General features: G+C 64.2%; 22 protein-coding genes and 6 pseudogenes. 12 read left to right on the forward strand and 16 right to left on the reverse strand.

Translation table 11 applies throughout. The features are described from left to right. The first annotated feature begins 50 nt into the window (after positions 1-50). The 3 genes from groL to G6N13_RS25675 all read left to right on the forward strand — a co-directional run bounded on the left by groL (position 51) and on the right by G6N13_RS25675 (position 2,995). Complete coding sequence (gene groL, locus G6N13_RS10880; protein ID WP_163696945.1) at positions 51-1,676, forward strand: chaperonin GroEL; 1,626 nt, start codon at positions 51-53, stop codon at positions 1,674-1,676. A 183-nt stretch (positions 1,677-1,859) separates the two neighbouring features. Then, the gene (locus G6N13_RS10885) at positions 1,860-2,732 is read left to right on the forward strand and encodes a type IV toxin-antitoxin system AbiEi family antitoxin (RefSeq protein ID WP_163696947.1); all 873 of its coding nucleotides are present in this window, start codon (positions 1,860-1,862) and stop codon (positions 2,730-2,732) included. Positions 2,733-2,872: 140 nt separating this feature from the next. Next, positions 2,873-2,995: a hypothetical protein gene (locus G6N13_RS25675; RefSeq protein ID WP_268949113.1), complete on the forward strand. Its 123-nt coding sequence runs from the start codon at positions 2,873-2,875 to the stop codon at positions 2,993-2,995. A gap of 135 nt (positions 2,996-3,130) precedes the next feature. On the opposite strand, the gene G6N13_RS10890 is transcribed toward G6N13_RS25675, so the two are convergent. Further along, on the reverse strand, positions 3,131-4,855 hold the full coding sequence (locus G6N13_RS10890; protein WP_163696950.1) for an N-acyl-D-amino-acid deacylase family protein: 1,725 nt from the start codon (positions 4,853-4,855) through the stop codon (positions 3,131-3,133). 35 nt (positions 4,856-4,890) lie between these two features. Between G6N13_RS10890 and G6N13_RS10895 the strand changes: the two genes are divergently transcribed. From G6N13_RS10895 to G6N13_RS10915, 5 genes are read left to right on the forward strand one after another with little or no spacing between them, the layout of a single operon-like run. Next, complete coding sequence (locus G6N13_RS10895; RefSeq protein ID WP_163696952.1) at positions 4,891-5,100, forward strand: VOC family protein; 210 nt, start codon at positions 4,891-4,893, stop codon at positions 5,098-5,100. 11 nt (positions 5,101-5,111) lie between these two features. Continuing rightward, positions 5,112-5,636, forward strand: coding sequence for a mycothiol transferase (locus G6N13_RS10900; RefSeq protein ID WP_163696954.1), 525 nt, complete (start codon positions 5,112-5,114; stop codon positions 5,634-5,636). Next, positions 5,585-6,190 (forward strand): phosphatase PAP2 family protein, encoded by a 606-nt coding sequence (locus G6N13_RS10905; protein WP_235677995.1) that lies wholly within the window; start codon positions 5,585-5,587, stop codon positions 6,188-6,190. The genes G6N13_RS10900 and G6N13_RS10905 overlap by 52 nt, the downstream gene beginning before the upstream one ends. 12 nt (positions 6,191-6,202) lie before the next feature. Beyond that, complete coding sequence (gene ppk2, locus G6N13_RS10910; protein ID WP_163696956.1) at positions 6,203-7,060, forward strand: polyphosphate kinase 2; 858 nt, start codon at positions 6,203-6,205, stop codon at positions 7,058-7,060. A 29-nt stretch (positions 7,061-7,089) separates the two neighbouring features. Further along, positions 7,090-7,929, forward strand: a complete 840-nt coding sequence (locus tag G6N13_RS10915) for a hypothetical protein (RefSeq protein ID WP_163696958.1) — start codon at positions 7,090-7,092, stop codon at positions 7,927-7,929. On the opposite strand, the pseudogene G6N13_RS10920 reads toward G6N13_RS10915, so the two are convergent. After that, positions 7,929-8,349, reverse strand: a pseudogene (locus G6N13_RS10920) (enoyl-CoA hydratase-related protein); the annotation flags it as partial. The gene G6N13_RS10915 and the pseudogene G6N13_RS10920 sit on opposite strands and share 1 nt — an antisense overlap. A 116-nt stretch (positions 8,350-8,465) precedes the next feature. Here G6N13_RS10920 and G6N13_RS25050 point away from each other — a divergent pair. Together G6N13_RS25050 and G6N13_RS25055 are read left to right on the forward strand one after the other, a co-directional pair. Further along, positions 8,466-8,585 (forward strand): annotated as a pseudogene (locus G6N13_RS25050) (dihydrodipicolinate reductase); the annotation flags it as partial. A gap of 169 nt (positions 8,586-8,754) precedes the next feature. After that, a complete protein-coding gene (locus G6N13_RS25055) occupies positions 8,755-8,925 on the forward strand; it encodes a hypothetical protein (protein ID WP_235678139.1) in 171 nt (56 codons plus the stop codon). Positions 8,926-9,207: 282 nt separating this feature from the next. On the opposite strand, the gene G6N13_RS10930 is transcribed toward G6N13_RS25055, so the two are convergent. The 9 genes and pseudogenes from G6N13_RS10930 to G6N13_RS10975 form a co-directional block, all read right to left on the reverse strand. Then, positions 9,208-9,525: a hypothetical protein gene (locus tag G6N13_RS10930; RefSeq protein WP_163696960.1), complete on the reverse strand. Its 318-nt coding sequence runs from the start codon at positions 9,523-9,525 to the stop codon at positions 9,208-9,210. Then, positions 9,515-10,228 carry a hypothetical protein gene (locus G6N13_RS10935; protein ID WP_163696962.1) on the reverse strand — a complete coding sequence of 238 codons (714 nt, stop codon included), beginning with the start codon at positions 10,226-10,228 and terminating at the stop codon, positions 9,515-9,517. Before G6N13_RS10935 ends, G6N13_RS10930 begins: the two co-directional genes overlap by 11 nt. Continuing rightward, positions 10,221-11,723, reverse strand: a complete 1,503-nt coding sequence (locus G6N13_RS10940) for a putative alpha/beta hydrolase (protein ID WP_163696964.1) — start codon at positions 11,721-11,723, stop codon at positions 10,221-10,223. Before G6N13_RS10940 ends, G6N13_RS10935 begins: the two co-directional genes overlap by 8 nt. Continuing rightward, positions 11,702-12,019, reverse strand: coding sequence for a DUF2563 family protein (locus G6N13_RS10945; RefSeq protein WP_163696966.1), 318 nt, complete (start codon positions 12,017-12,019; stop codon positions 11,702-11,704). The genes G6N13_RS10940 and G6N13_RS10945 overlap by 22 nt, the downstream gene beginning before the upstream one ends. A gap of 70 nt (positions 12,020-12,089) precedes the next feature. After that, positions 12,090-12,494 (reverse strand): annotated as a pseudogene (locus G6N13_RS10950) (prolyl oligopeptidase family serine peptidase); the annotation flags it as partial. A 286-nt stretch (positions 12,495-12,780) separates the two neighbouring features. Continuing rightward, a complete protein-coding gene (locus G6N13_RS10955; RefSeq protein ID WP_163696969.1) occupies positions 12,781-13,131 on the reverse strand; it encodes a hypothetical protein in 351 nt (116 codons plus the stop codon). 5 nt (positions 13,132-13,136) lie between these two features. Next, positions 13,137-14,655, reverse strand: a pseudogene (locus G6N13_RS10960) (putative alpha/beta hydrolase). Further along, positions 14,652-14,951, reverse strand: a complete 300-nt coding sequence (locus G6N13_RS10970; protein ID WP_163696976.1) for a DUF2563 family protein — start codon at positions 14,949-14,951, stop codon at positions 14,652-14,654. Before G6N13_RS10970 ends, G6N13_RS10960 begins: the two are co-directional and overlap by 4 nt. Before the next feature lie 70 nt (positions 14,952-15,021). Continuing rightward, a pseudogene (locus G6N13_RS10975) lies at positions 15,022-15,231 on the reverse strand (prolyl oligopeptidase family serine peptidase); the annotation flags it as partial. Between the two features lie 343 nt (positions 15,232-15,574). Between G6N13_RS10975 and G6N13_RS10980 the strand changes: the two are divergent. Both G6N13_RS10980 and G6N13_RS10985 read left to right on the forward strand, forming a co-directional pair. Continuing rightward, positions 15,575-16,165, forward strand: a complete 591-nt coding sequence (locus tag G6N13_RS10980) for a helix-turn-helix domain-containing protein (protein ID WP_163696978.1) — start codon at positions 15,575-15,577, stop codon at positions 16,163-16,165. Between the two features lie 118 nt (positions 16,166-16,283). Further along, positions 16,284-16,763 (forward strand): annotated as a pseudogene (locus tag G6N13_RS10985) (helix-turn-helix domain-containing protein); the annotation flags it as partial. 180 nt (positions 16,764-16,943) lie between these two features. Here the strand turns inward: G6N13_RS10985 and G6N13_RS10990 are convergent. The 5 genes from G6N13_RS10990 to G6N13_RS11010 form a co-directional block, all read right to left on the reverse strand. Further along, positions 16,944-17,603 (reverse strand): hypothetical protein, encoded by a 660-nt coding sequence (locus G6N13_RS10990; protein ID WP_220096778.1) that lies wholly within the window; start codon positions 17,601-17,603, stop codon positions 16,944-16,946. 43 nt (positions 17,604-17,646) lie between these two features. Continuing rightward, the gene (locus G6N13_RS10995; protein WP_163696982.1) at positions 17,647-19,149 is read right to left on the reverse strand and encodes a putative alpha/beta hydrolase; all 1,503 of its coding nucleotides are present in this window, start codon (positions 19,147-19,149) and stop codon (positions 17,647-17,649) included. Then, positions 19,146-19,445 (reverse strand): DUF2563 family protein, encoded by a 300-nt coding sequence (locus G6N13_RS11000; protein ID WP_235677996.1) that lies wholly within the window; start codon positions 19,443-19,445, stop codon positions 19,146-19,148. The genes G6N13_RS10995 and G6N13_RS11000 overlap by 4 nt, the downstream gene beginning before the upstream one ends. A 70-nt stretch (positions 19,446-19,515) precedes the next feature. Continuing rightward, positions 19,516-21,510: a prolyl oligopeptidase family serine peptidase gene (locus G6N13_RS11005; protein ID WP_163696984.1), complete on the reverse strand. Its 1,995-nt coding sequence runs from the start codon at positions 21,508-21,510 to the stop codon at positions 19,516-19,518. A 25-nt stretch (positions 21,511-21,535) separates the two neighbouring features. Further along, positions 21,536-23,356, reverse strand: a complete 1,821-nt coding sequence (locus tag G6N13_RS11010) for an NAD(P)/FAD-dependent oxidoreductase (RefSeq protein WP_179965118.1) — start codon at positions 23,354-23,356, stop codon at positions 21,536-21,538. Positions 23,357-23,459: the final 103 nt, after the last annotated feature.

The raw sequence follows: 23,459 nt of genomic DNA on the forward strand, positions 1-23,459 counted from the left end.
TGTGTCCGACCCAAGAACGTGTAACCCCCAACCGGAGGATTCACTTCGCAATGTCCAAGATCATTGCTTACGACGAAGAGGCACGCCGTGGCCTCGAGCGGGGCCTCAACGCCCTCGCCGATGCGGTAAAGGTGACGCTGGGCCCCAAGGGTCGCAACGTTGTCCTGGAGAAGAAGTGGGGCGCCCCCACGATCACCAACGATGGTGTGTCCATCGCCAAGGAGATCGAGCTGGAGGACCCGTACGAGAAGATCGGCGCTGAGCTGGTCAAAGAGGTCGCCAAGAAGACTGACGATGTCGCAGGCGACGGCACCACCACCGCCACCGTTCTGGCCCAGGCTCTGGTTCGCGAAGGTCTGCGCAACGTCGCGGCCGGCGCCAACCCGCTTGGTCTGAAGCGCGGCATCGAGAAGGCCGTCGAGAAGATCTCCGAGACGCTCCTCAAGAGCGCCATGGAGGTCGAGACCAAGGAGCAGATCGCTGCCACCGCCGGTATCTCGGCGGGTGACCAGACCATCGGTGACCTAATCGCCGAGGCCATGGACAAGGTCGGCAACGAGGGTGTCATCACCGTCGAAGAGTCCAACACCTTCGGCCTGCAGCTGGAGCTCACCGAGGGTATGCGCTTCGACAAGGGCTACATCTCGGGCTACTTCGTCACCGACGCCGAGCGTCAGGAAGCGGTCCTCGAGGATCCGTACATCCTGCTCGTCTCGTCGAAGGTTTCGACGGTCAAGGACCTGCTTCCCCTGCTGGAGAAGGTCATTCAGTCGGGCAAGCCGCTGCTGATCATCGCCGAGGACGTCGAGGGCGAAGCCCTGTCGACCCTGGTGGTCAACAAGATCCGTGGCACCTTCAAGTCCGTCGCCGTCAAGGCTCCGGGCTTCGGTGACCGCCGCAAGGCCATGCTGCAGGACATCGCGATCCTGACCGGTGGCCAGGTTGTCAGCGAGGAGGTCGGCCTCTCGCTCGAGACCGCGGACGTCTCCCTGCTGGGCCAGGCGCGCAAGATCGTCGTCACCAAGGACGAGACCACCGTCATCGAGGGTGCCGGCGATGCCGACGCGATTCAGGGCCGAGTTGCCCAGATCCGCGCCGAGATCGAGAACAGCGACTCCGACTACGACCGCGAGAAGCTGCAGGAGCGCTTGGCCAAGCTGGCCGGCGGTGTTGCGGTGATCAAGGCCGGAGCTGCCACCGAGGTGGAGCTCAAGGAGCGCAAGCACCGCATCGAAGATGCCGTGCGCAACGCCAAGGCCGCTGTCGAAGAGGGCATCGTCGCCGGTGGCGGCGTGGCTCTGCTGCAGTCGGCCCCGGCTCTCGACGAGCTGTCGCTCACGGGTGACGAGGCCACTGGTGCCAACATCGTGCGCGTCGCGCTGTCGGCACCGCTGAAGCAGATCGCCTTCAACGCGGGCCTGGAGCCCGGCGTTGTCGCCGAGAAGGTCACCAACTCGCCGCAGGGGACCGGCCTCAACGCCGCGTCCGGTGTGTACGAGGACCTGCTCAAGGCCGGCGTTGCCGACCCGGTGAAGGTCACCCGCTCGGCGCTGCAGAACGCAGCGTCCATCGCGGCTCTGTTCCTCACCACCGAGGCCGTCGTCGCCGACAAGCCGGAGAAGGCCGCCGCACCTGCGGGCGACCCGACCGGTGGCATGGGCGGTATGGACTTCTAAGTCTGTCAACGGAAAAGGCCCTGATGCGCTCCGCGCATCAGGGCCTTTTCCGTGTACGCCCAGCCGCCCCGCGGGTGTGCGGATTCATCCGCAACATGCCGTGATAGGCGTATCAGTCCGCACACTCGAGCCCCTTGGGGATGGCCGGACGCACATCTTGCGGTGTGTTGGCAGTCTTCGCGCATGCAGACCGTTCCCTGGCCTTTCATCGCGAAGGAGATGCTCGACGCCGAAGTGCTGACATTCCGTGAGCTCAGGCGATTCCATGCCGCCATCTATCCGGGTGTCTGGGCTCCGCGTGGCGTCGAAATCTCGGCCTTAGATCGCGCTCGGGCCGCGTGGCTCTGGTCGAGTCGCCGGGGTGTGCTCGCGGGCTTATCGGCCTCTGCGCTGTTGGGGGCCAAGTGGATTGAGCCTGAAGCGGCGGCTGAACTGGTGTACGTCAATCGCCGTCCGCCGGCACAGGTCGTCGTGCACTCCGACCGCTTGCTGCCCGGAGAAACGCAACAGGCGCTCGGACTGCTGATCACCACGCCAGCTCGTACGGCATTCGATCTCGGCCGCCGGCTCGCTCTAACGCCCGCGGTGCAACGAATCGATGCGCTCATGCAGGCCACGGATGTCAAGGTCGAAGATGTCAACGCCGTCATCGACTGTCATCGCGGCGTCCGCGGGCTCAGACAACTGCGGAGAGTGTTGGAGCTGGTCGACGGCGGCTCGGAGTCACCGTACGAAACGTTGACCCGACTTCGCCTCGTGTGCAACAGCTTTCCGCGTCCAGACACCCAGATACGCGTGCGAGATGAGTATGGATTTGTCGTCGCTCGACTGGACATGGGCTGGCCGGAGTACCGCGTCGGCGTCGACTTCGATGGTGCTCACCATTGGACCAATCCGAAGCAGCGGTCAAAAGATGTTGAGCGCTACGCCAGATTGCCGGAGTTGGGATGGACGGACGTCCGGGTGACTAGTTCGATGCTGCACAACGATCTAGGTGCGTTCCTCGGCCGAGTCGGTCGCGCGCTCGTCGCTCAAGGTTGCCCTCGGACTTGGTGAGTGTGCGTTCTCATCCGCGGTCGGCGGCGCGTTGCGGATGAAACCGCACAGTCGGCGGCTACAGCGGGACGCAGTCGTCGCCGACGATGAGGGGTGTAGCCGCCGGGCGTGAGCGGCGGCCACAGCAGCGTTGTGTCGGAGTGGCCGCAGACGTTGCGGCGGGTGCTGTTGCCGACGGTGCCGACATCGAGAACCCCGCCACTGAGCCGGGCTTCGACGGCGACGGTGTGGCGCAGTGGTCGTCGCTCACGGTGATCAAGTAGCCGATCGAGTAGCCGCTCAACGCGTCGGCGAGCTGATCGAGATCGACCTTGATGCTCATGGGTCGGGATGGCCCCAGTTGCCGATGTCGTTCGCGTCCTCGGGACTCCACGGCTGCGCCAGCGGCTGAATCCGACTCACAGGGCGGGCGCCGGCTGACGCCCGCGAATCAGCTTCCCTGGCCGCGCGGACGTGGGTACGCCGTTCTCCGCGATCACCTCACCGGCGACGATCGTTGCGACGTAGCCGTCGGCGGTCTGGTCGAGCCGGCGTCCGCCCGCGGGCAGATCAGACTTGATGGTCGGCTGGTGCAACCGCAGCGCGTCGGCGTCTATCAGGTTGACGTCGGCCTTATAGCCCACCGCCAGCCGGCCGCGGTCGGCCAGTCCGGCGATGCGGGCGGGCACCGACGTCAGCTCCTGGATCACCCGCTCCACCGACAGCCGGCCTGCCGCCCGATCTCGCACCCAATGCGTCAGCATATAGGTGGGAAAGCTTGCGTCGCAGATCATTCCGTAATGGGCGCCGCCGTCGCCGAGGCCGAGGACGACGTCTTCGCGCTGGATCAGCTCCGCCACCGTGTCCAGCGAGTTGTCGCGGAAGTTGGCCAGCGTGACGAGCAGCATGGCGTGACCGTCATCGTCGAGCAGCCGGTCGTAGGCCTCCTCGAGCGGGCTGACGCCGCGAGCAATGGCCCGGGCGCCGATCGAATCTTCTTCTGCGGGTTCATAATTGGGCGGGTCGCCGAGCGGGTACATGTAGTTCCACGCCTGGGCGGCGAACATCAACGGATGCCCGTCGCTGGCCGGCTTGTCGTTCAGAATGCGCTCGCGGACTTCGGGTTTGCGCATCTCAGCGACGCGCTCGGCCAGCGGCAGGTCGGCGATCTCCCGGTACGCCGGGTACAGAACGAACGGGTTGCCGGACAGGTCCAGGCCGAGCACCAAGCCGATCGGCCGCGGGAAGATCTGTCCCGTGACATCGCCTCCATTTGCGTTGGCCTTCTCGACCATGCGCAGGGCGTCGAGGTGGATCGGCGGTCCCGCGTTGCCGATCGCGAGCGTAAACGTCACGGGCAGGCCCACTTCGGAAGCGACGTCGAATACGGCACTGAGTGCCCCCTCGTAATCGCCTGCCATCAGATCGGGCACGAACTGCAGCAGGCCGCCGCCAGCGTCGTCGACACCGCGGGCGATCGCCTCGATCTCCTCGTACTGTGCTTCGTAGCTCGGAATCGGCTGTCCGCCAGAAGTTTTGTGCAAGGTGAGCCGTGACGATGCGAAGCCGAGCGCGCCCGCGTGAATCGCCTCTGCGGCCAGCTTGCGCATCATCGCCAGGTCCTCGGCGGTGGGCAGCTCGCGGTCTACGCCACGCTGACCCATGACATACACCCGCAGCGGGGAGTGCGGCAGGAACGCGGCGACGTCGATATCGCGCTGCCGCGCGTCCACTGCGTCGAGGAATTCGGGGAAGGTCTCCCAGGTCCACGGCAGTCCGTCGACCATCACGACACCGGGGATGTCCTCGACGCCGGCCATGACGTCGACGAGTACGTCGTGGTCCTCGGGGCGGCAGGGTGCGAACCCGACGCCGCAGTTACCCATCACCGCCGTCGTCACGCCGTGGGCCGACGACGGGGTCATCCGGTCCGACCAGATCGCCTGACCGTCGTAATGGGTGTGGAGGTCAACGAAGCCCGGGGTGACGAGCAGTCCGGTCGCGTCGATCTCGCGGGCGCGGGAACCGTCGACGGTGCCGACCGCGACGATGACGCCGTCGGATATGGCGACGTCACCGCGGTAGGGGTCGCCGCCCAGACCGTCGACGAGTGTGCCGTTGCGGATGACCAAGTCGTAACTCATGGTCTCAGATTACGACGGCTGCCAGTATGGAAGCTGTGATCGACCACTTCGGAATCAACTGCAGCGACTGGGCGAAGTCGAAGGAGTTCTACGACGGCGTGCTCGGCTTTACGCGTCAGATGGGCTTTGGTGCCGAGTCGCTGCACGCGCCGCGGCCGTGGCCCGAATACCACCCCGGTTACTACGGCGCCTTCGTCCGCGATCCTGACGGCAACAACATCGAAGCGGTTTTTGACGGCGCGTAGCGTCAACGCCCATGACTGACTCGCTGTCTGACGCCAACGCCGCCCGTGAACTGCTGCGGGACTCTTTCGCCCGCATCATCGAACACGTCAACGACCTCACCGACGCGCTGACCGACGAGGTCTCGTTCTTCCGGCCGACGTCGACGGCCAACAGCATCGCCTGGCTGATCTGGCACAGTGCCCGGGTTCAAGACGCTCAAATCGCCGACATCGCCGGAACCGAGCAGGTGTGGTTCACCGGCGAGTGGGTGGACCGCTTCGGGCTGGACCTGCCGCGCGATGCGCACGGCTACGGGCACACTCCCGACGACGTGGGCAAGGTTCGTGCGCCCGCCGATCTGCTCGCCGGCTACTACCACGCGGTGCACAAAGTGACGCTGGAGTACATCGCCAGTGTCACCACCGACGAGCTCGCCCGGGTGGTCGACACGAATTGGAATCCGCCTGTCACGGCCAGCATCCGATTGGTCAGCATCATCGAGGATTGCGCGCAGCATCTCGGGCAGGCGGCCTACGTACGGGGTATCGCCCGCTGACCGTCAATGTGGTCCGGTGGTGGCCTCCGATCGGCTTGGCGGCCCTGGCGCTGCTCGGTTGGGCGGTGGGGGCGGGCACGACACCGATCGACGACTGGTTCCAGCGCGCCCACGGCAGCGTGCTCGGCTGGCTGCTGTTCTTCACCGACCAGCGCACGATCGCGGTGATCCTGCTCGGCGCTCTGGCGCTGGCCGGTTATCGCCGGCGATGGCTGCTGACCGCGGTTATCGTAGCGACTCCTGTTGTCGCCGTGTGGCTTTCGCGGGTGTTCAAGGTCTGGTTCGGCCGGGAGAAGGGTGGCGCACTCGCCTATCCCAGCGGACACACGACGCTGATGGTCGTCGCGGTGGGCATGGCGATTCTGGTCGCCGGTGCGCGGCTGTGGCTCGTCGTGGTGGCAAGTGTCTGGACGCTGCTGGGGATGCTCGGTCAGGCGGCGACCTATCACTACTTCACCGACGTTGTCGGCGGCCTGCTGCTGGGCAGTGCACTGGTGTGCTTGGCCGCGGTCCTTCGTTCACCCTCAAGACACTTCAGGTTTGCCTCCCGCTGATAATTTCCGGCCGTGTCACTCGAAAGCCATGGCTACACGATCTTTGATGATGATGACGACGACCCGGTGCTGCTCGACGCAGCAGGGCTGGCCGTCGATACCTGGCGGGAGAATTACCCGTACGACGAGCGCTTGACGCGCAACGAGTACGAGCAACAGAAGCGTCTGCTGCAGATCGAACTGCTGAAGCTGCAGAAGTGGAGCCAGTCCAACGGGCTGCGGCACGTCTTCGTGTTCGAGGGCCGTGACGCTGCCGGCAAGGGCGGCACCATCAAGCGTTTCATGGAGCACCTCAACCCCCGAGGCGCGCGCGTGGTGGCGCTGGAGAAGCCCACCGAGCGCGAGACCACCCAGTGGTACTTCCAGCGCTACGTCAACCATCTGCCTGCCGCCGGCGAGATTGTCATGTTCGACCGGTCCTGGTACAACCGCGCCGGGGTGGAGCGGGTGATGGGGTACTGCACGCCCAGGCAGCACGCCGAGTTCATCCGGCAGGCGCCGCTGTTCGAACAGATGCTGGTCAACGACGGCATCAGCCTGACCAAGCTATGGTTCTCGGTCTCGGCGAGCGAGCAGCGTACCCGGTTCACCATCCGTCAGGTCGACCCGGTGCGGCAGTGGAAACTGTCGCCGACGGATCTGGCGTCGCTGGACAAGTGGGACGCCTACACCGCGGCCAAGGAAGACATGTTCGCCTGGACGGACACCGAGATCGCGCCGTGGACGGTCATCAAAAGCAACGACAAGAAACGCGCGCGGATCAACGCGATGCGCCACGTGCTGAGTAAGTTCAACTACGACAACAAAGACCATGAGGTGGTTGGGACTCCCGACCCGTTGATTGTGGGCCGCGCGACTCACTCCGACTAGACCCCGCGCGTCCCCGCAGAGGAGGACGCGTGCGGTTCGCCGCGACGCTGCTGATGTGGCTCGTCACGACGTTGTTGTTGGCACTCGCCCTGCCGACGGCATGGGTGCAACAGCATCTGGTCGACGAAGGCGGCTATGCGGCGCTGGCGCAGAAGGCGGCCGCCGATCCCGCGTTGCAGTCGGCGATGGCGTCGGAGTTGACGACGCAGGTGGGCCGGCTGGGCACCAGTGTCAACACGGGGACGGTGAGTCTGGTCGCCGCTACCTACACCTCGGGCGCATCGTTTCCCGGGCAGTTCGCGCAGGCGAACCGCTTCGCGCACCGGTGGCTGTTCACCGATTCGATTCGTTCGAGCGTCGACTCGCAGGGCCGCTGGGTGATCGACATCGCGCCGATGCTCTCCGATGTCGCGTTCAAGGAGACGTTGGCCGATTACGACATCACGGTGCCCACCGCGGTACCGATTCCCTTAACCGACAACGCCCCTGCGGTATTGCGGCCTGGTGCGCTGCGACTGGCGGGCACCTATGGTCCGTGGGTCAGCGTCGGCTTGGCGGTGATCACCGGGGTGTTCGCGTTGTTCACGCTGTTCGTCGCCCGAAGCCGCGGCAAGATGCTGGTAGGTCTTGGTGTATCAGCGCTGGTTGTGGGCGCGGCGGGTTGGGCCGCAATCGAATTCGGACGGCGACGGCTGAATGCGGTGCTGGACAATTCCACCGGTGACATCCGGCGGATCGCCGACGTGCTGGTCAACACGGCGCAGGACAGCATGCATCAGTGGCTGAACATCAGCCTGGTGGTCGGCGGCGGCCTGGTGATCATCGGGGTGATCGTCTCGCTGTTGGTGAGTCTGGCCAGATCGACGTAGGGCTCGACGATGTGGGACGGGTCCGGCCGCCGCTCCGGCCGCGCCTGGCTGTAGTCACCCCACGGCCCGTCGCGCAGTTCGACGGCCGCGCGCACGCCTTGGGTCCCTGCCGTCTTGATGAAGTCCAGGGCTTCGGGAGTATTGCGCATAAGCCCGTCGAGGATCCCAGGTGCCGTCGGTCATCATCGACTCACCCCAGTGCTGGAATCCGCCGCCGAAGTCGTAGCCGCCGCAGAATGCCCGACCGGCGCCGCGCAGGACGATGACCTTGATCGACGGATCGCGTTCGGCCAGTCCGATGGCGGCCTCCACCTCGTCGGGCGTGGGCGGGACGATGGTGTTGAGGTGTTCGGGCCGGTTGAGGGTGACGGTGGCGACGGGGCCGTCGGTTGCGTAGAGCACGGTTTCGAATTCGGGCATAACCCAGTGAAGTGACTTGTCGGCCGCTGGTCAAGACGCTTCAATTGAGGTCATTACCGCATGGCTTACAGTATTATCACCTGGTGCTGCGAGTCGTCCAGTGGGCCATCGGATCGGTGGGCAAGCATTCCGTTGCCGCCGTCCATCGACATCCCGACCTCGAGCTGGTCGGCGCGTTGGTTTATAGCGACGACAAGGCGGGCCGTGACGTCGGTGACGTGTGCGGCATCGGGCCGATCGGCGTGCGGACCACCAAGGACATCGACGAGATCGTCGCGTTGGATGCCGACTGCGTGTTGTACATGCCGCAGGGCGAGATGAATCCGCACCTGGCTCGGCGACGAGCAGGCGCCGGACTGGCCGACGGGGCGTGGGTGGAAGGTCACTGTCGAGGGGGAGCCGTCGATGGTGCTGGAATCGAAGATCGCCACGCGCGGCGAGGACGAGACCGATCAGGGCTGCTCGGGCACGGCTATGCATGCGGTGCATGCCATTTCGCCGGTGTGCACTACCGCGCCGGGGATCCGGACCTTCCTGGATCTGCCGATGATCGTCGGACGGCACGTGTTGGGGTGACGGGTTACTCGTCGCTACGACAAGTACGCTCTGAGCTACCTCGGCGGAGTCACCCTAGCCGCAATCATCACCTTCCACCGTGTCCGCAATTAGCAGACACGACCTAGACAAACGAGCCCAGCGGCAGACAGTGTCTTGGCGTGCCAACCCGTCAGTGCTCCGCCGAATCCGAAAAACGCGACGATGACGGCGAAAAGCCACCACGCCTTCGGCGCGGTGACTCGGCCGGGATAGCTATCGCGCAGTGGCATCGACGGTGGCTCGTCGGTGTCTTCATCAGGTCTACATCGGAAGGGTCAGGAGCAGAGCGCTGTCCTGCATGGAAAACGAATGGTTGCGGCCGCGGATCCTGATGTTGGGAGTTTTGAAATAGGCCTGAAAAACGGTGACGAAAGTGATGCCCGCAGCGAGCATGATGACGGTCTTCCATCCGCGGCCGGCAAAGCTCAGCGAAATGAATGCGCCGCCGAGGAGCGAGCCGAACCAGTAGAGCCAACGCTCGAACTGCCGGTCCTTGACGAAAGCGGTGCCGAGCCACGCCGCTACAAGGATGGTTCCACCAACGAAAAGTAGTCCCTGCGAACAGATTTTAAAAGTCATGGTCGATGTAGGGATCGGGTGTGGCGTCATCGCCGATTGATGTCGGAGTGGTTAAATAGTATGCGGCGAAGTACACCACCGTCGGCCACAGAAGCGTCGGGATTGACGACAGCACCACGATTGCGAACGGAATGTAACGACCCCGAGCAATGGAAAAATGGTCCTTTCGATCGAGATGGCCGACAGCGGCGAGTGGAGCCGCAACCAACGCACCACCCATGATCCCAACTGGCGCAAACCATCCGGCCGCTAGTGCGAAGGTGCCCGTGATGAGTCCCAGTCCTGCCATGTTCCACCACATGCCCGACGCGGTTACGCGCTCCAGATAGCTATCCGGCGGCGGAGGTGGCTCGTTAGGATCTTGACGAGCATCGCTGATCCAGAAGGTGCGGACGCGTCCGCCAAGTTTGATGAAGGGCGTGAAGTAGAGGGAATACAGTATGCCGCCCGCCATCACGGCTAGGGCTGCCATGCCCGCCTCCGCGACGCCGCGTCGTAACCCGCTCAAACCCAACAAGATTGCTGCAGCGGTCCAACCCACCCAGAACACCCAACGCTTGCGGCTGACGTTAACCGGCAACAGGACAGCGGTGAGCCCGATGAAGCCAGCCACAAGGCCAGCTACAAACAGAACCCGACTCCAGTCGGTGAAGGCGGGAGCCGGCATAGCCGAGGCACAAAGGTTGGAAATCACCTCAGCCATGTTTCATCTCCCGGACCGCCCATCGACTGCTGTGTTCTCCCAGAGCGCCGCCGGCCATGCCGCCCACCATCGTCCCCACGAATGCGCCACCAGGCCCCAATGCCCAACCTCCGAGAAAGCCCAAGGCCATACCGCCCCCAGCACCACCAAGCAAGCTTCCACCCAGCCCCGCGAATGTCTCGTCAGCAGGTGCGCCGTTGAGCCAAGCGTCGACCGCCAACCCGATCTCAAGGAGTGAGCCTGCTCCCTTCACGTACTCTCCCGCATTGGCGATCGATTTGATGGTCTCTGGGTTGAAGCCGTCGAGTGCGTGGCGACCAACAGGGGCACGTCCGTCTATATCGGTCGCGGTATCACCAGTGATGTCGGCGTATTGCTGTAAGTCTTGCCATGTGAGCCCGGATGCCAAGGCTTCGACGACCGATTCGGCCCGCTGTTTTGGCATACCAGAGTCTTCGAATGCCTTTTGGGTGGCGTTTATCGCGTGGAGACGTGCGTCGGCCTCTTGTTGATCCATCCAGCGCGTCGCCTCGTCGGGTGTCATGGGCGGCATCCATGGCTGGCCCTGCTCGAGTTGCTTCTGCCATTCCCGGCGGACCAATGCGCGCCTCGACGGCGGAACTCCCAATATCGAATCCGGCTTCCACGGCCTCGTGTGTGCGGACTTCACGTAGTCGTCCAGCCGTTCGCCCGCCAGTCGGACAGCTTCGGGACTCGACGCGGAGTTCGTGATGGTCCCGTAGTCACGCAAACGCGCTGCGGCCTCGGCCTTTTCGGGGGCAATCGGGCCATCCGAGTCGACTAGGGCCTGATCGGTGGCGCGTTGACCTTCGTTGTATGCGCGGGCTGTAGATGTAGCGTCCGCGGCCGCGTCCAAGGCATCGCCGTCAACCGCATCGATGGCGTCCGGTGTATAGCCCTCGGCCTCCATCTCGGTCATGGCCCGGGTCATCTCGCCGGCGTATGACTCGCGGCTGGCCTCGATTTCGCCGAGCGCCTCTCTGGTGTCGAGAATTGCGATGTTCTCGAGGGGCTCGAGGTCGGCTTCAGTCAATTCCACGCCCTGCGCGAGGGCCTGGTCGATCGCGTCATCGATTTCCTTGAGGCCGGCGTCCAGGGCCGCGATCGCATTGCGAGACGCGCGCTGTGCTTCCGTAAGAGAAGCGGCGATCTGCTCGAGACCTACCCCAATTTTGGTGAGCTGTTGGTGGTTTAAGTGAAGTGAGACGATTGCGCCTTGAACCTCGGCGGAGTCGTTGATGGGGTGACTGCCATTCTCGCGATTCCATGACGCTTCGAACCGACTACGCGCATGCGCGAACGCCTCGGAAGTTTCGGTCATACAGACACCGGCGTCATAGAACGCCGTCGCAAGATCCGCTATCTGCTTCGGCTCACCACGCTGAAGTGTGGAATCAGTTCTCCAAGGGTCGCCGCCCGCGCCCGCGACAAGAGCCTCAATGCTGACGTGCCTCAGGCTTGGGTACTCGGCCACAGCACCTCACGCAGCGCTTCGGTATTGCGTTGTTCCATCTCGCTGAACTCCGAAGCGGCGCGGTGGGCGTTATCGCCGAGAGTCCCGAGCCCATCGGAGTGGTCCTGCATGCGAGTCACATGGCGGGTGTGCGTCTGGATCAGGGCCGTGTGAAAGGCCTCTGCTGCTTCGAAATCACCAAAAATCCCTGAAGCGACTGCCGCCCGGGAAAGCGCATTGGCGCCTTCCCGAACTCGATACGCCGCGTTGTATGAGCGGTTTGCGCCGGAGCGCATCTTATCGACATCGACCTGCACCGCGCACCCCCTGAGAAGTTAGCTGTTGGGTTCAGGGTACTACGCAACGTGTACTGGTCAATTCACTTCATCAGCCCAGCATGTGATGCAGGAATGAGTAGCTCAGCGCGGACTTGAAGGCCGTTTGCGCATTGTCGGCAGCGCCGGCGTGCCCGCCCTCGATGTTCTCCTAGTACCAGACCGGATGGCCGGCTTCCTCGAGCGCGGCGGTCATCTTGCGGGCATGGCCCGGGTGCACCCGGTCATCGCGTGTTGAGGTGGTGATCAGCACCGGGGGATAGGCCCGGTCAGCCGAAACATTCTGGTATAGCGAGTATTCCGAGATGAACGCCCAATCCTCGGGCTCGTCCGGGTCGCCGTACTCGGCCACCCACGACGCCCCGGCCAGCAGCAGATGGAAGCGTTTCATATCCAGTAGCGGCACCTGGCATACCAACGCGCCGAAAACTTGCGGGTACTTCGTCAGCATGATCCCCCATCAGCAGCTGTGACGCCGTGCTCGAGAGCGAGATGTACATAGCGCGGTTTGTGGAATCGGTGAACTCTGCCACCCATGCATTCCACGCCGTCTGTTCTGCCACAGAGCTTGAGATCAGAAGTAGCAGCAATGCTGGCAGTATCAGTGCCGTTCCAGCAATCATGACCCGGCGATGCCACAATCGCGGCGCGAGTAATTGTAGTGGGGCGCTTACCAGGCTTGCTGCACCAATCACGGGCCTTGCCCCCGTGTCCATTACATGGGGGCAAGGCCCGTCGTTGCGTCACGGTTCGTCGTCCTCATCGCCGTCAGATTGAGCCAGCGCGGGCGGTCGGTCGGGTCGGCCCTGGCTGAAGGCACCATAGACGCGGCCGTTGATCTTGACAAAGTTGGTCCAGAAACCGGCGACAAAGAACAGGGCCACTGCGGTCATGATCGAGACGAACAGCCCACTTCTCCAGTCGGGCAATTGCGAAAAGAACAACAACACCGCGGTGGCCGCGCAACAGGTCCACCACACTCTGCGTTCAACGGAGTCCGGCGACAGAGTTGCCGATTTCCACAGCGGGAAACTGCTGAAGATCGCCCCGACGCCGAGTGCGCCGATTGCTGCATACGCCAGTGTCTGTTGCATGCTCATCAACTCTTTCCGCCGCCCCCGGCCCCACCGAAGGCCGGGTCGAACATCGATCCGATGCCACCGCCCACCTGCTCGCCGCCGAGACCGCCGACCACGCTGGCCGCAATGACGATCGCTGCGGTGGTCCATGGGCCAGTAAACGACCCGGCGACCGCCGCCGCGCCCCACGCGGCAGCGGAACCACCCGCCAGACCCCCCAGCGCGCTACCCAACTCTTCGTTGCTGCCCCCTTGAGCACGATCGCTGATCGCGCTAACGAGGTCGATTAGGTCGCCATACTTTCCGACCCTACCGGCGATATGCGCCCACTTGCCGGCATCGGCCGGTGACAACAGATCTTCCAGTTTCGCGTGAGCACCGGAAGGTATCCCCTTGGCATAGGCATCGACGCCTGCGGCAGTCGGTCCGGTGTACTGGGTGATATCGCCTGCGCGGTGCAGCAAATCGTTGATGACCAGCTTGGCGCCGTCCTCGGACATGCCCTGGCTGGTGAGGGCGAAGATCGCCTGCTTCACGGCGACGACGCGCCCGAACTGTTCGCCTTCGTCGAGCTGCTGGGTCGCCTGGTCGGGTGTCATCGGCGGCAGGCCGTACAGCCCATGCTCTAACTGCCGTTGCAGATCCAACCTGCTGCGGGCTCGCGTACGGGCGTCCCCACCAAGAATGGGATCTTTCGGCAGCGGCCCGACGAACTTGGCCATCCGGAAGTCATCCAACCGCTCACCGGCCAGCTTGCGTGCGTCGGGGTCGGCAGTCGGATTGGTTGCGGTGGTGAAGTCTCGCAAACGCGCTGCGGCGTCGGCCTTTTCCGGTGTCAGCGGGCCGCCGCTGTTGACCAGTGCCTCATCTTTGGCGCGCTGGTTGGCGTCGTAGTAGTCGGTGGATTCGCGGCCGCGCTGCTCGGCGCCGGGCTCACCGGCACCGTCGATATCCTGGATCGGGGCGGGGTTGTAGCCGTGCTCGGCACGCAGGTCGGTCAACGCCGCGTCCAGCTTGGTGCCGTAGTCGTCGCGCAGCGCCTCGACTTGGTGCCGTACTCCGGAGGTTGCTGTGATCGCGTTGTCCTCCAGAGCCGAGGTATCTTGATCGTGGGCCAGTGCCTGGTCGATCAGTGCGTCGATATAGTGCAGCTGGGTGTTGAGGTTCTCCACCTGCATGCTTGAAAAGCGCTGTGTCTCAGCGAGTTGCCGCGATATTGGCGAGATCTGTGCCGATGGCGGGCAGCTGATCTTGCTGCACCATCAGCCGGGTCGTAGCGCGCTGCACCTCAGCGCTGTCATTGATGGGGTGCTCACCGTTCCCGCGGTTCCAGGACGCGCGGAATCGCTGTTGTGCCTGTTCGAATTCTTTGTATGTCTCGGTGGTACAGGCGCCCGCGCTGTAGAACGCCCGGCCGAGGTCGTTGATCGCCCCGGGATCGCCGCTCTGCAACGTCTGGTCTACCTTCCACGGATCGCCGCCGGCCTCACCGACGAGGGCGCCGATGCTGATGTGCTTGAGGCTCGGATATTCGGTCACAACTCCGAACGCAGAGCCTCGGCATTGCGCTCCTCCATCTCGACAAACACCGACGCCGTCTTATGTCCCTTGTCGCCCAACACCCCGAGATGAGTTTCGTGCTGGCGACGCCGCTGGATGTGATTGCTGTGCGCCTCGGAGAGGGCACCGTGAAACGACTCCGCAGCCGAAAAATCACCGAAGATGCCAGCGCCGACGTTTGAGCGACTCAGCTGGTCAGCGCCCTCCATGGCGAAAGAGGCGGCGTTGTACGAGCGGTTCGCGCCGGAGCGCATCTCCTCCACGTCGACCTGCATGGCGAACCCCCTAGCGAGTTAGCTGTTAGCTAGAGGGTACTAGGTAGTGTTGGCTGGTCAACTCACTTCATTAGCCCAGCATGTGATGCAGGAATGAGTAGCTCAGCGCGGACTTGAAGGCCGTTTGCGCATTGTCGGCAGCGCCGGCGTGCCCGCCCTCGATGTTCTCGTAGTACCAGACCGGATGGCCGGCTTCCTCGAGCGCGGCGGTCATCTTGCGGGCATGGCCCGGGTGCACCCGGTCATCGCGTGTTGAGGTGGTGATCAGCACCGGGGGATAGGGCTGGCGGACTATTCCTCGTCGTCCTCTTGGCATAGTGCTGGGCCACCGGCTCGCGTAAGCCGTATCCCATGGGGCGGATTGGTGCCGATTCGGTAGCCGAGCAGGTACAACGCGGGCGGCAGGAAAAGCATCGAGATAGATGTTGACCGTCTCTGGGGGTGAGGACCACGGGGCGCTGTTCCGTCGTTGATGCTGCCGATGTGGTGGTCGGCGTCGGCGTGGGTTTGGTCTTGGTGGTCTGCACCGTCAGTGTGTCGAGGAACTGATGGGTGCACGGCGCCCCCGCTGATTTCTTGGCCGAGACCGTCGGCGGCGCCGTGCGTAGTGCGAAAGGGCACTGATGGTCACGGTAGAGGTCGATCCCGAGCGCGTCGAGTCCCGGCTGGCTGCCGGGGAGGTGGCGTGTCCGTCGTGTCCGCAAGGGGTGCTCGTCCGGTGGGGTTTCGCCCGTTCTCGAGCGGTGGTGGGCGTGGCTGAACCAGTACGGCCGCGTCGTTCCCGGTGCCGCGGGTGCGCGGTGACCCATGTGTTGTTGCCGGCAACGTTGTTGCTGCGCAGGGCCTATCTGGCCGAGCTGATGTGGGCGGCGGTGGTGGCCAAGGCGGCCGGTGCCGGGCATCGGGTGATCGGGGCGCGATTGGGGATTCCCGGATCTACGGTCCGCGGGTGGCTGCGGGTGATCACCGGGCGAGCCGAGGTGGTGCGGCACTGGTTCGTCTCGATAGCGGTCACCGCGGGGGTCGACGTGTCGATACCGAAAGCGACCGGATCACGGTGCGGGGATGTGATCGCCGCGGTCGGCCTTGCCGCCGAGTCGCTGGCGGCGCGGTTCGGCTATGGGCCGGTGATCGGTGCCGTGACGGCGGCCCAGGTCGCTGTGGTGGGCAGCGGTGCCCGGCTGCTGTCACCGGGCTGGCCGCCAGCGCTTTGACTGGTCGGTGCAACACGAACTGACCCTGACATTGACGGCGATGATCGATCAGGGTCGCGGGGATGACTGCTCGGCAACAGATCTGGGTGGCATCGCTAAAGATGAGGGAGTCATTCCGTTGCCAACCGAGGATGAGAAACGACGCGAGCGAAGCCACGCGGTCGGATTGTTCCGCTACCAATTGATCTGCCCGGCACTCGACAGTGGGCTCTCGACGAAGGCCCGTGGCCGCCTGGTCCGCGAGATCGCCGCCCGCGAACACACCGATCCGTTCGGGACGCGGGTGCGTTATTCCCGCGACACCCTGGACCGCTGGATCCGCCGCTACCGCACCGGCGGGTTCGGCGAGCTGATCCCCTCGCCGCGGTCATCGGCGCCGCGCACCGATACCGCGACCCTGGAGATGGCGGCCGCGCTCAAGCGGGAGAACCCGGCGCGGACCGCCGCGCAGGTGGGGCGGATCCTGCGGGCCAGCGCGGGGTGGTCACCGTCGGAGTCGACACTGCTGCGGCTGTTTCACCGCCTGGAGTTGATCGGCCCGGCCGCCGGGGACACCGCGGCGACCCTGCCCGCTACGCGGACAGGGTCTTCGCTTCATCAGAACCATCGGCACCAACCATGACGGCGACGTCTGCATCCTCGATGACGGTCAACAAATAGATAGGGCCGCAGCGATGATCGCCTGAACGTGTTGCCCACGAGCCATGGGAAGCTTGCGTGTCGCATCGTCGATCCCGCCGGCGAGGGCTCCGAGACAAACCACTCCTGCACACAGGTTTCAAGAGCCATGGTCGAGTGAACGGGGGCCGCTGCCTCTGCCGGTAGGGTGTCGGAGCCCGATGGTGTAACCGATTGCATAGGCGGCAATCGGGGCCAGCCAGAGCAGAATCGAGGCCACAGCGATCACAGCTGCCTGTACGTGCTGGCCCCGGGCTGTGCCCAGTGCGCGAGACGCATCATCGAGTCCCGAGATGGCCCCGAGCGCAGTGAGTACGACAGCAACGGTAATCGTCTGCCATCGCCAGCCTCCGAGGTAAACGCCGACGCCAGCGGCAGTCGTGAGGATGGCGAAGATCCACCAGACCGTCCCTGCCGTTACTGGACCGGGATAGTGGTTGGCCGGCAGCTGAGCGGGCGCGTCCTCGCCGGAATCTGGGCCTTGACCTGAACATCTGTCCGCCATCGTCAAGGCAAAGGTCCGCCGGCCGATCTTCAGGTACGGAGTGGTCAGCCAGGCCCAGAAAACCACCGCGAATGCAAAACCTACGAAGGTGATGACGGTCGTCTTTAGACCAAGTGGTAGTAACGACACCGCTGCGCACGCGACCGCTGACATCCAGCCCAGCCAGTAGATAAGTCTTTTGGCCCCAACAGAATCTGCGCGGGCGATGCCTGCTGTAGTCGCGAGAATGAGTGCTAGCGCGACCACGAACAACACAGTTGACCAAGCAGGAAAATGGGGCGCGGTCGCGGATAGGGGCTCACTTGTCGAATAGTGCACCCGTTTCACCTCCAATCCATTTACCAAGTTCGCCGGTCGCTATACCCGCTACTAGAGCAGCTGCAAAGGTAGCCTCGGGACCGGCGACGGACGAAACCGCGATCGCGGTGCCCCAGGCACCCAACCCGCCCAGTGCGGTGCCGCCGGCGAACTCTCCGATCGCCTCCCCGGCAGGGTTGCCGTGCTTGATGTCTTCGTACGTCAGTACCGCGTCGAATATTGTGGCGGCTCGACCTGTGTACTTGCCGAACTCTGAGATGGCCTTCACATCTGAGAGTGACATTCTGTCGAAGTCATGCGCGTTAACCGGCAGGCCTTTGGCGTATCCACCAACTCCGGCCGAGAACCCGCTCATAAGGTCAGTGTTCTGTTGGACGAGCTCGTTCCAGGGTGTGCCGCCTGCGGCCTTGGAGATGAAGGCCTCCGCGCCTTCCTTCGATACACGCTCGCGCTGAAGCATGTCGAGAGCCCGCTGCGTCACCAGGACCCGTCCATGCTGCTCACTGTCATCGAGCAGTTGCGTCACTTGGTCGGGTGTCATTGGGTTGGTGCCGAACGCTCCTTGTTCCAGCTTTTGTTGCCACTCGAGCCGCGTCCGTGCTCGGCTTCGTGCGTCGCCTCCAACCATCGGATCGGTCGGCAGTGGCCCCGTGAAGTGAGCCATCCGGAAGTCATCCAACCGCTCACCGGCCAGCTTGCGTGCGTCGGGGTCGGCAGCGGGATTGGTCGCCGTCGCGAAATCGTGCAAACGTGCTGCAGCATTGGCCTTTTCCGGTGTCAGCGGGCCGCCGCTGTTGACCAGTGCCTCATCTTTGGCGCGCTGGTTGGCGTCGTAGTAGTCGGTGGATTCGCGGCCGCGCTGCTCGGCGCCGGGCTCACCGGCACCGTCGATATCCTGGATCGGGGCGGGGTTGTAGCCGTGCTCGGCACGCAGGTCGGTCAACGCCGCGTCCAGCTTGGTGCCGTAGTCGTCGCGCAGCGCCTCGACTTGGTGCCGTACTCCGGAGGTTGCTGTGATCGCGTTGTCCTCCAGAGCCGAGGTATCTTGATCGTGGGCCAGTGCCTGGTCGATCAGTGCGTCGATATAGTGCAGCTGGGTGTTGAGGTTCTCCACCTGCATGCTTGAAAAGCGCTGTGTCTCAGCGAGAGTTGCCGCGATATTGGCGAGATCTGTGCCGATGGCGGGCAGCTGATCTTGCTGCACCATCAGCCGGGTCGTAGCGCGCTGCACCTCAGCGCTGTCATTGATGGGGTGCTCACCGTTCCCGCGGTTCCAGGACGCGCGGAATCGCTGCTGTGCCTGTTCGAATTCTTTGTATGTCTCGGTGGTACAGGCGCCCGCGCTGTAGAACGCCCGGCCGAGGTCGTTGATCGCCCCGGGATCGCCGCTCTGCAACGTCTGGTCTACCTTCCACGGATCGCCGCCGGCCTCACCGACGAGGGCACCGATGCTGATGTGCTTGAGGCTCGGATATTCGGTCACAACTCCGAACGCAGAGCCTCGGCATTGCGCTCCTCCATCTCGACAAACACCGACGCCGTCTTATGTCCCTTGTCGCCCAACACCCCGAGATGAGTTTCGTGCTGGCGACGCCGCTGGATGTGATTGCTGTGCGCCTCGGAGAGGGCACCGTGAAACGACTCCGCAGCCGAAAAATCACCGAAGATGCCAGCGCCGACGTTTGAGCGACTCAGCTGGTCAGCGCCCTCCATGGCGAAAGAGGCGGCGTTGTACGAGCGGTTCGCGGCGGAGCGCATCTTATCGACATCGACCTGCACCGCGCACCCCCTGAGAAGTTAGCTGTTGGGTTCAGGGTACTACGCAACGTGTACTGGTCAATTCACTTCATCAGCCCAGCATGTGATGCAGGAATGAGTAGCTCAGCGCGGACTTGAAGGCCGTTTGCGCATTGTCGGCAGCGCCGGCGTGCCCGCCCTCGATGTTCTCGTAGTACCAGACCGGATGGCCGGCTTCCTCGAGCGCGGCGGTCATCTTGCGGGCATGGCCCGGGTGCACCCGGTCATCGCGTGTTGAGGTGGTGATCAGCACCGGGGGATAGGCCCGGTCAGTCGAAATGTTCTGATAGGGCGAGTATTCCGAGATGAACGCCCAATCCTCGGGCTCGTCCGGGTCGCCGTACTCGGCCACCCACGACGCCCCGGCCAGCAGCAGATGGAAGCGTTTCATATCCAGCAGCGGCACCTGGCACACCAGCGCACCGAAAAGTTGCGGGTACTTGGTCAGCATGATGCCCATCAGCAGGCCGCCGTTGCTGCCGCCCTGCGCGCCCAGCTGCTCGATGGTGGTCACTCCGCGTGAGACGAGATCGCGTGCCACCGCGGCGAAATCCTCGGCTACCTTGTGCCGGCCCTCCCGCATGGCCTGGGTGTGCCAGGCCGGTCCGTACTCGCCGCCGCCGCGGATGTTCGCCAGCACGTACGTGCCGCCCCGCGATAACCACAGCCGCCCCAGGACGCCGTCGTAGCCAGGGGTGCGTGATACCTCGAATCCGCCGTAGCCGCCGAGCAGCGTCGGGCCGGGTTCCCGGGCATCCCGGTGCCCCACGACGAAATAGGGGATCTCGGTGCCGTCATCCGACGTCGCGAAGTGCTGTGCGACCTCCAGGTCGGAGGCGTCGAAGAACGATGGTGCCCGTTTGATCTCGGTCAGCTCACCACCTGCGCTGCCGTGCAGCAGTCGTGACGACGTGATGAAATCGCTTGAATCCAAGAAGATCTCGTCGCCATCCGGATCGGTGGCAACGATGACGGTGTTGTCTCCGACGCCCGCAACGGGTTCACGTGTCCAGGATCCCGGTGTGGCGATCTCGACCCGACTGGCGACGTCGACCAGACTCACCAGCAGCAGACGGTCGAGCGTCCAGGAGTATTGGTGCAGACTGGAATGCTCATCAGGTTCGAACACGACAGCCAATTCGGCTGTCCCCGACAGGAATTGCTCGTAGTCGGCGGCCAGCAGCGACCCGGTCCGATATGACGCGGTGCCGGTCAGCCAGTCGCTGCGCAGTTCGATCAGCAGCCAGTCCCGATGCACCGACAGACTCGCGTCCGTCGGCGCGTCGATCCGAACCAGTTCGCCCGAACGCAGTTCGTAGACTTGGTCATTGAAGAAGTCGACGGCTCGGCTCAGCAGCGTCCGCTCGTATCCCGGGGTGCGGTCGACTGACGCTCCCACAGCGACATCGGTGACCGGCCCGGTGAACAACGTCTGCGCCTCAGCCAGCGGCTCACCGCGCCGCCACCGCTTCACCATCCGCGGGTAGCCGGATTCGGTCATCGAATCGGGCCCGAAGTCGGTGCCCACCAGCAGAGTGTCGTGGTCCTCCCACGACACCCGCGACTTCGCCTCCGGCAGCTCGAAGGCGCCGGTCACGAATTCCCGCTTCACCATGTCGAATTCGCGCACGATCGCGGCATCCGAGCCGCCTGGCGACAAACTGATCAGCGCCAGCGTGTGATCCGGCTCGATGACGTCGGCGCCCGCCCACACCCACTTCTCGCCATCGGCGGCGGCGAGTGCGTCGAGGTCGATGATCACGTCCCAGTCGGGATCCTCGGTCAGGTAGCTCTCCAGCGTGGTCCGTCGCCACAGCCCCCTCGGATTCGTGGCGTCGCGCCAGAAGTTGTAGAGATACACACCGCGGCGGCGCACGTACGGAATTCGCGCGTCGGTGTCGAGAACCTCCAACGCCTCGGCGCGCATCTGCTCGAACCTCTCATCGCTGAATTCGGCGACGGTCGGATCGTTGTGCTTGCGCACCCATGCGAGCTGGTCTTCACCGGCGATTTCTTCGAGCCAGAGGTAGGGGTCGTCGTGAGCCATGCCCCCTATTCTGCGGGCAGTGCTATCAGCTCATGTGGTGCACCTCCTGCAGCCCGTACACCGGGGTGGGGATTCCCTCATAGCGCGCCTTGAGCTGCAGCGCCAGATAGAGCGAGTAATGCCGGGACTGGTGCAGGTTGCCACCGTGGAACCACAGGTTCTCCTGCTGGGTGGGCTTCCACATGTTGCGCTGCTCGCCCTCCCATGGTCCGGGGTCTCTCGGGGTGTCCGAACCCAGACCCCACACCTTGCCGACCTTGTCGGCCACGTCCTGGCCGATCAGGTCGGCTGCCCAGCCGTTCATCGATCCGTACCCGGTCGCGTACACCACCACATCGGCCGGCAGTTCGGTGCCGTCGGTCAGCACCACTGAATCCTCGGTGAGCCGATCGACCTGGCCGTGCGCGAGCTTGATGCGGCCGTCGGCCACCAGATCGCAGGCACCGACGTCGATGTAGTAGCCGGATCCGCGCCGCAGGTACTTCATGAACAATCCGGAACCGTCTGCACCCCAATCCAATTCGAATCCAGCCGCCTCGAGCCGGTCGTAGAAGTCCTTATCCTGTTCACGCATCTGGTCGTACAACGGGATCTGGAACTCGTGCATGATCCGATAGGGCAACGACGCGAACGTCAGGTCGGCTTTCTCGGTGGTCATCCCCGCCGCCAGCGCCCGTTCGGAGTAGAGGTCACCAAGGCCGATGTCCATCAGGGTGTCCGACTTGACGATGTGCGTCGAGGATCGCTGCACCATCGTCACGTCGACGCCGTTCTCGTAGAGCGCCTTACAGATGTCGTGCGCCGAGTTGTTCGAGCCGATCACCACGGCCTTCTTGCCCACATACGCGTCGGGCCCGGGATGGGCGCTGGAGTGGTGCTGTTCGCCGGCGAAGACGTCCTGGCCCGGCAAGGTGGGAACGCTCGGCTTACCCGACATGCCGGTGGCCAGCACCAGTTGGGCCGGATACAGCGTCAACCGCTCACCGTCGCGATCGATTTCGACTGTCCAGCGGTGATCCGACTCGTCGAAGGAGGCCGACAGGCAGGTTGTTTTCGACCAGTACGGCACTTCCATGACGCGGGTGTAGAACTCCAGCCAATCGCCGATCTTGTCCTTCGGAGCGAACACCGGCCAGTTCTGCGGGAACGGCAGGTAAGGCAGGTGGTCATACCAGACCGGATCATGCAGGCACAGCGACTTGTATCGCTTGCGCCATTGATCGCCGGGCCGCTCGTGGCGGTCGACGACGATGGCAGGCACCCCGAGTTGGCGCAGTCGCGCGCCCAACGCGATCCCGCCCTGACCGCCACCGATCACCAGGGTGTAGGGCTGGGTGGTCCGGCCCAGCTCGGCTTCCTCGTGGGCGCGTTTCTCGGCCCACGACCGGGGATCAGGGTCGCTACCGTGCACAGCGCCCATCACCCGACTGGACCCCTTTGCTTCCTCGAACCCCTTCAGCTCCTGCAGTGCGGTCAACAACGTCCAGGCCTGGTCACCTTTGAGTCGTAGATGCCCGGTCCCGCGCCCGGTCGCGGTTTCGAATTCGATGAACGCCGCGGTCACGTCACCTTCGGCGGTCGGCGCCTCACGGGTGCAGAACCCCGACGGGGCGGTGTCGGCCAACCGCGCGGCCAGCATGCCGGCGATCTGATCGCGGCCCTCGACGGTCTTGATGTTCCAGGTGAAGGACACGAGGTCGCGCCAGAAGCTGTCGGTGGCGAACTTGGCGGTGGCCCGGTCGATATCGCGAGCAGCCAGTGCCGCCTCGAAGTCGGCGAGCCACGCGTCGACCCGCTGCTGCGGTGTCACGTCGCCGGTGGTCTGAGGTTCGAGAGTGGTAGTCATGTGAGCCACACCACACCCGGGTCCCAAGGTCTGGCAAGGGTTGCGAACCGTTGCAACAGCCGGCTGCAACCCCCTGCAACTCTTTCCGGGTGTGGTCGCCGTC

It is taken from the genome of Mycolicibacterium sarraceniae (assembly GCF_010731875.1).
GTDB lineage: Bacteria > Actinomycetota > Actinomycetes > Mycobacteriales > Mycobacteriaceae > Mycobacterium > Mycobacterium sarraceniae.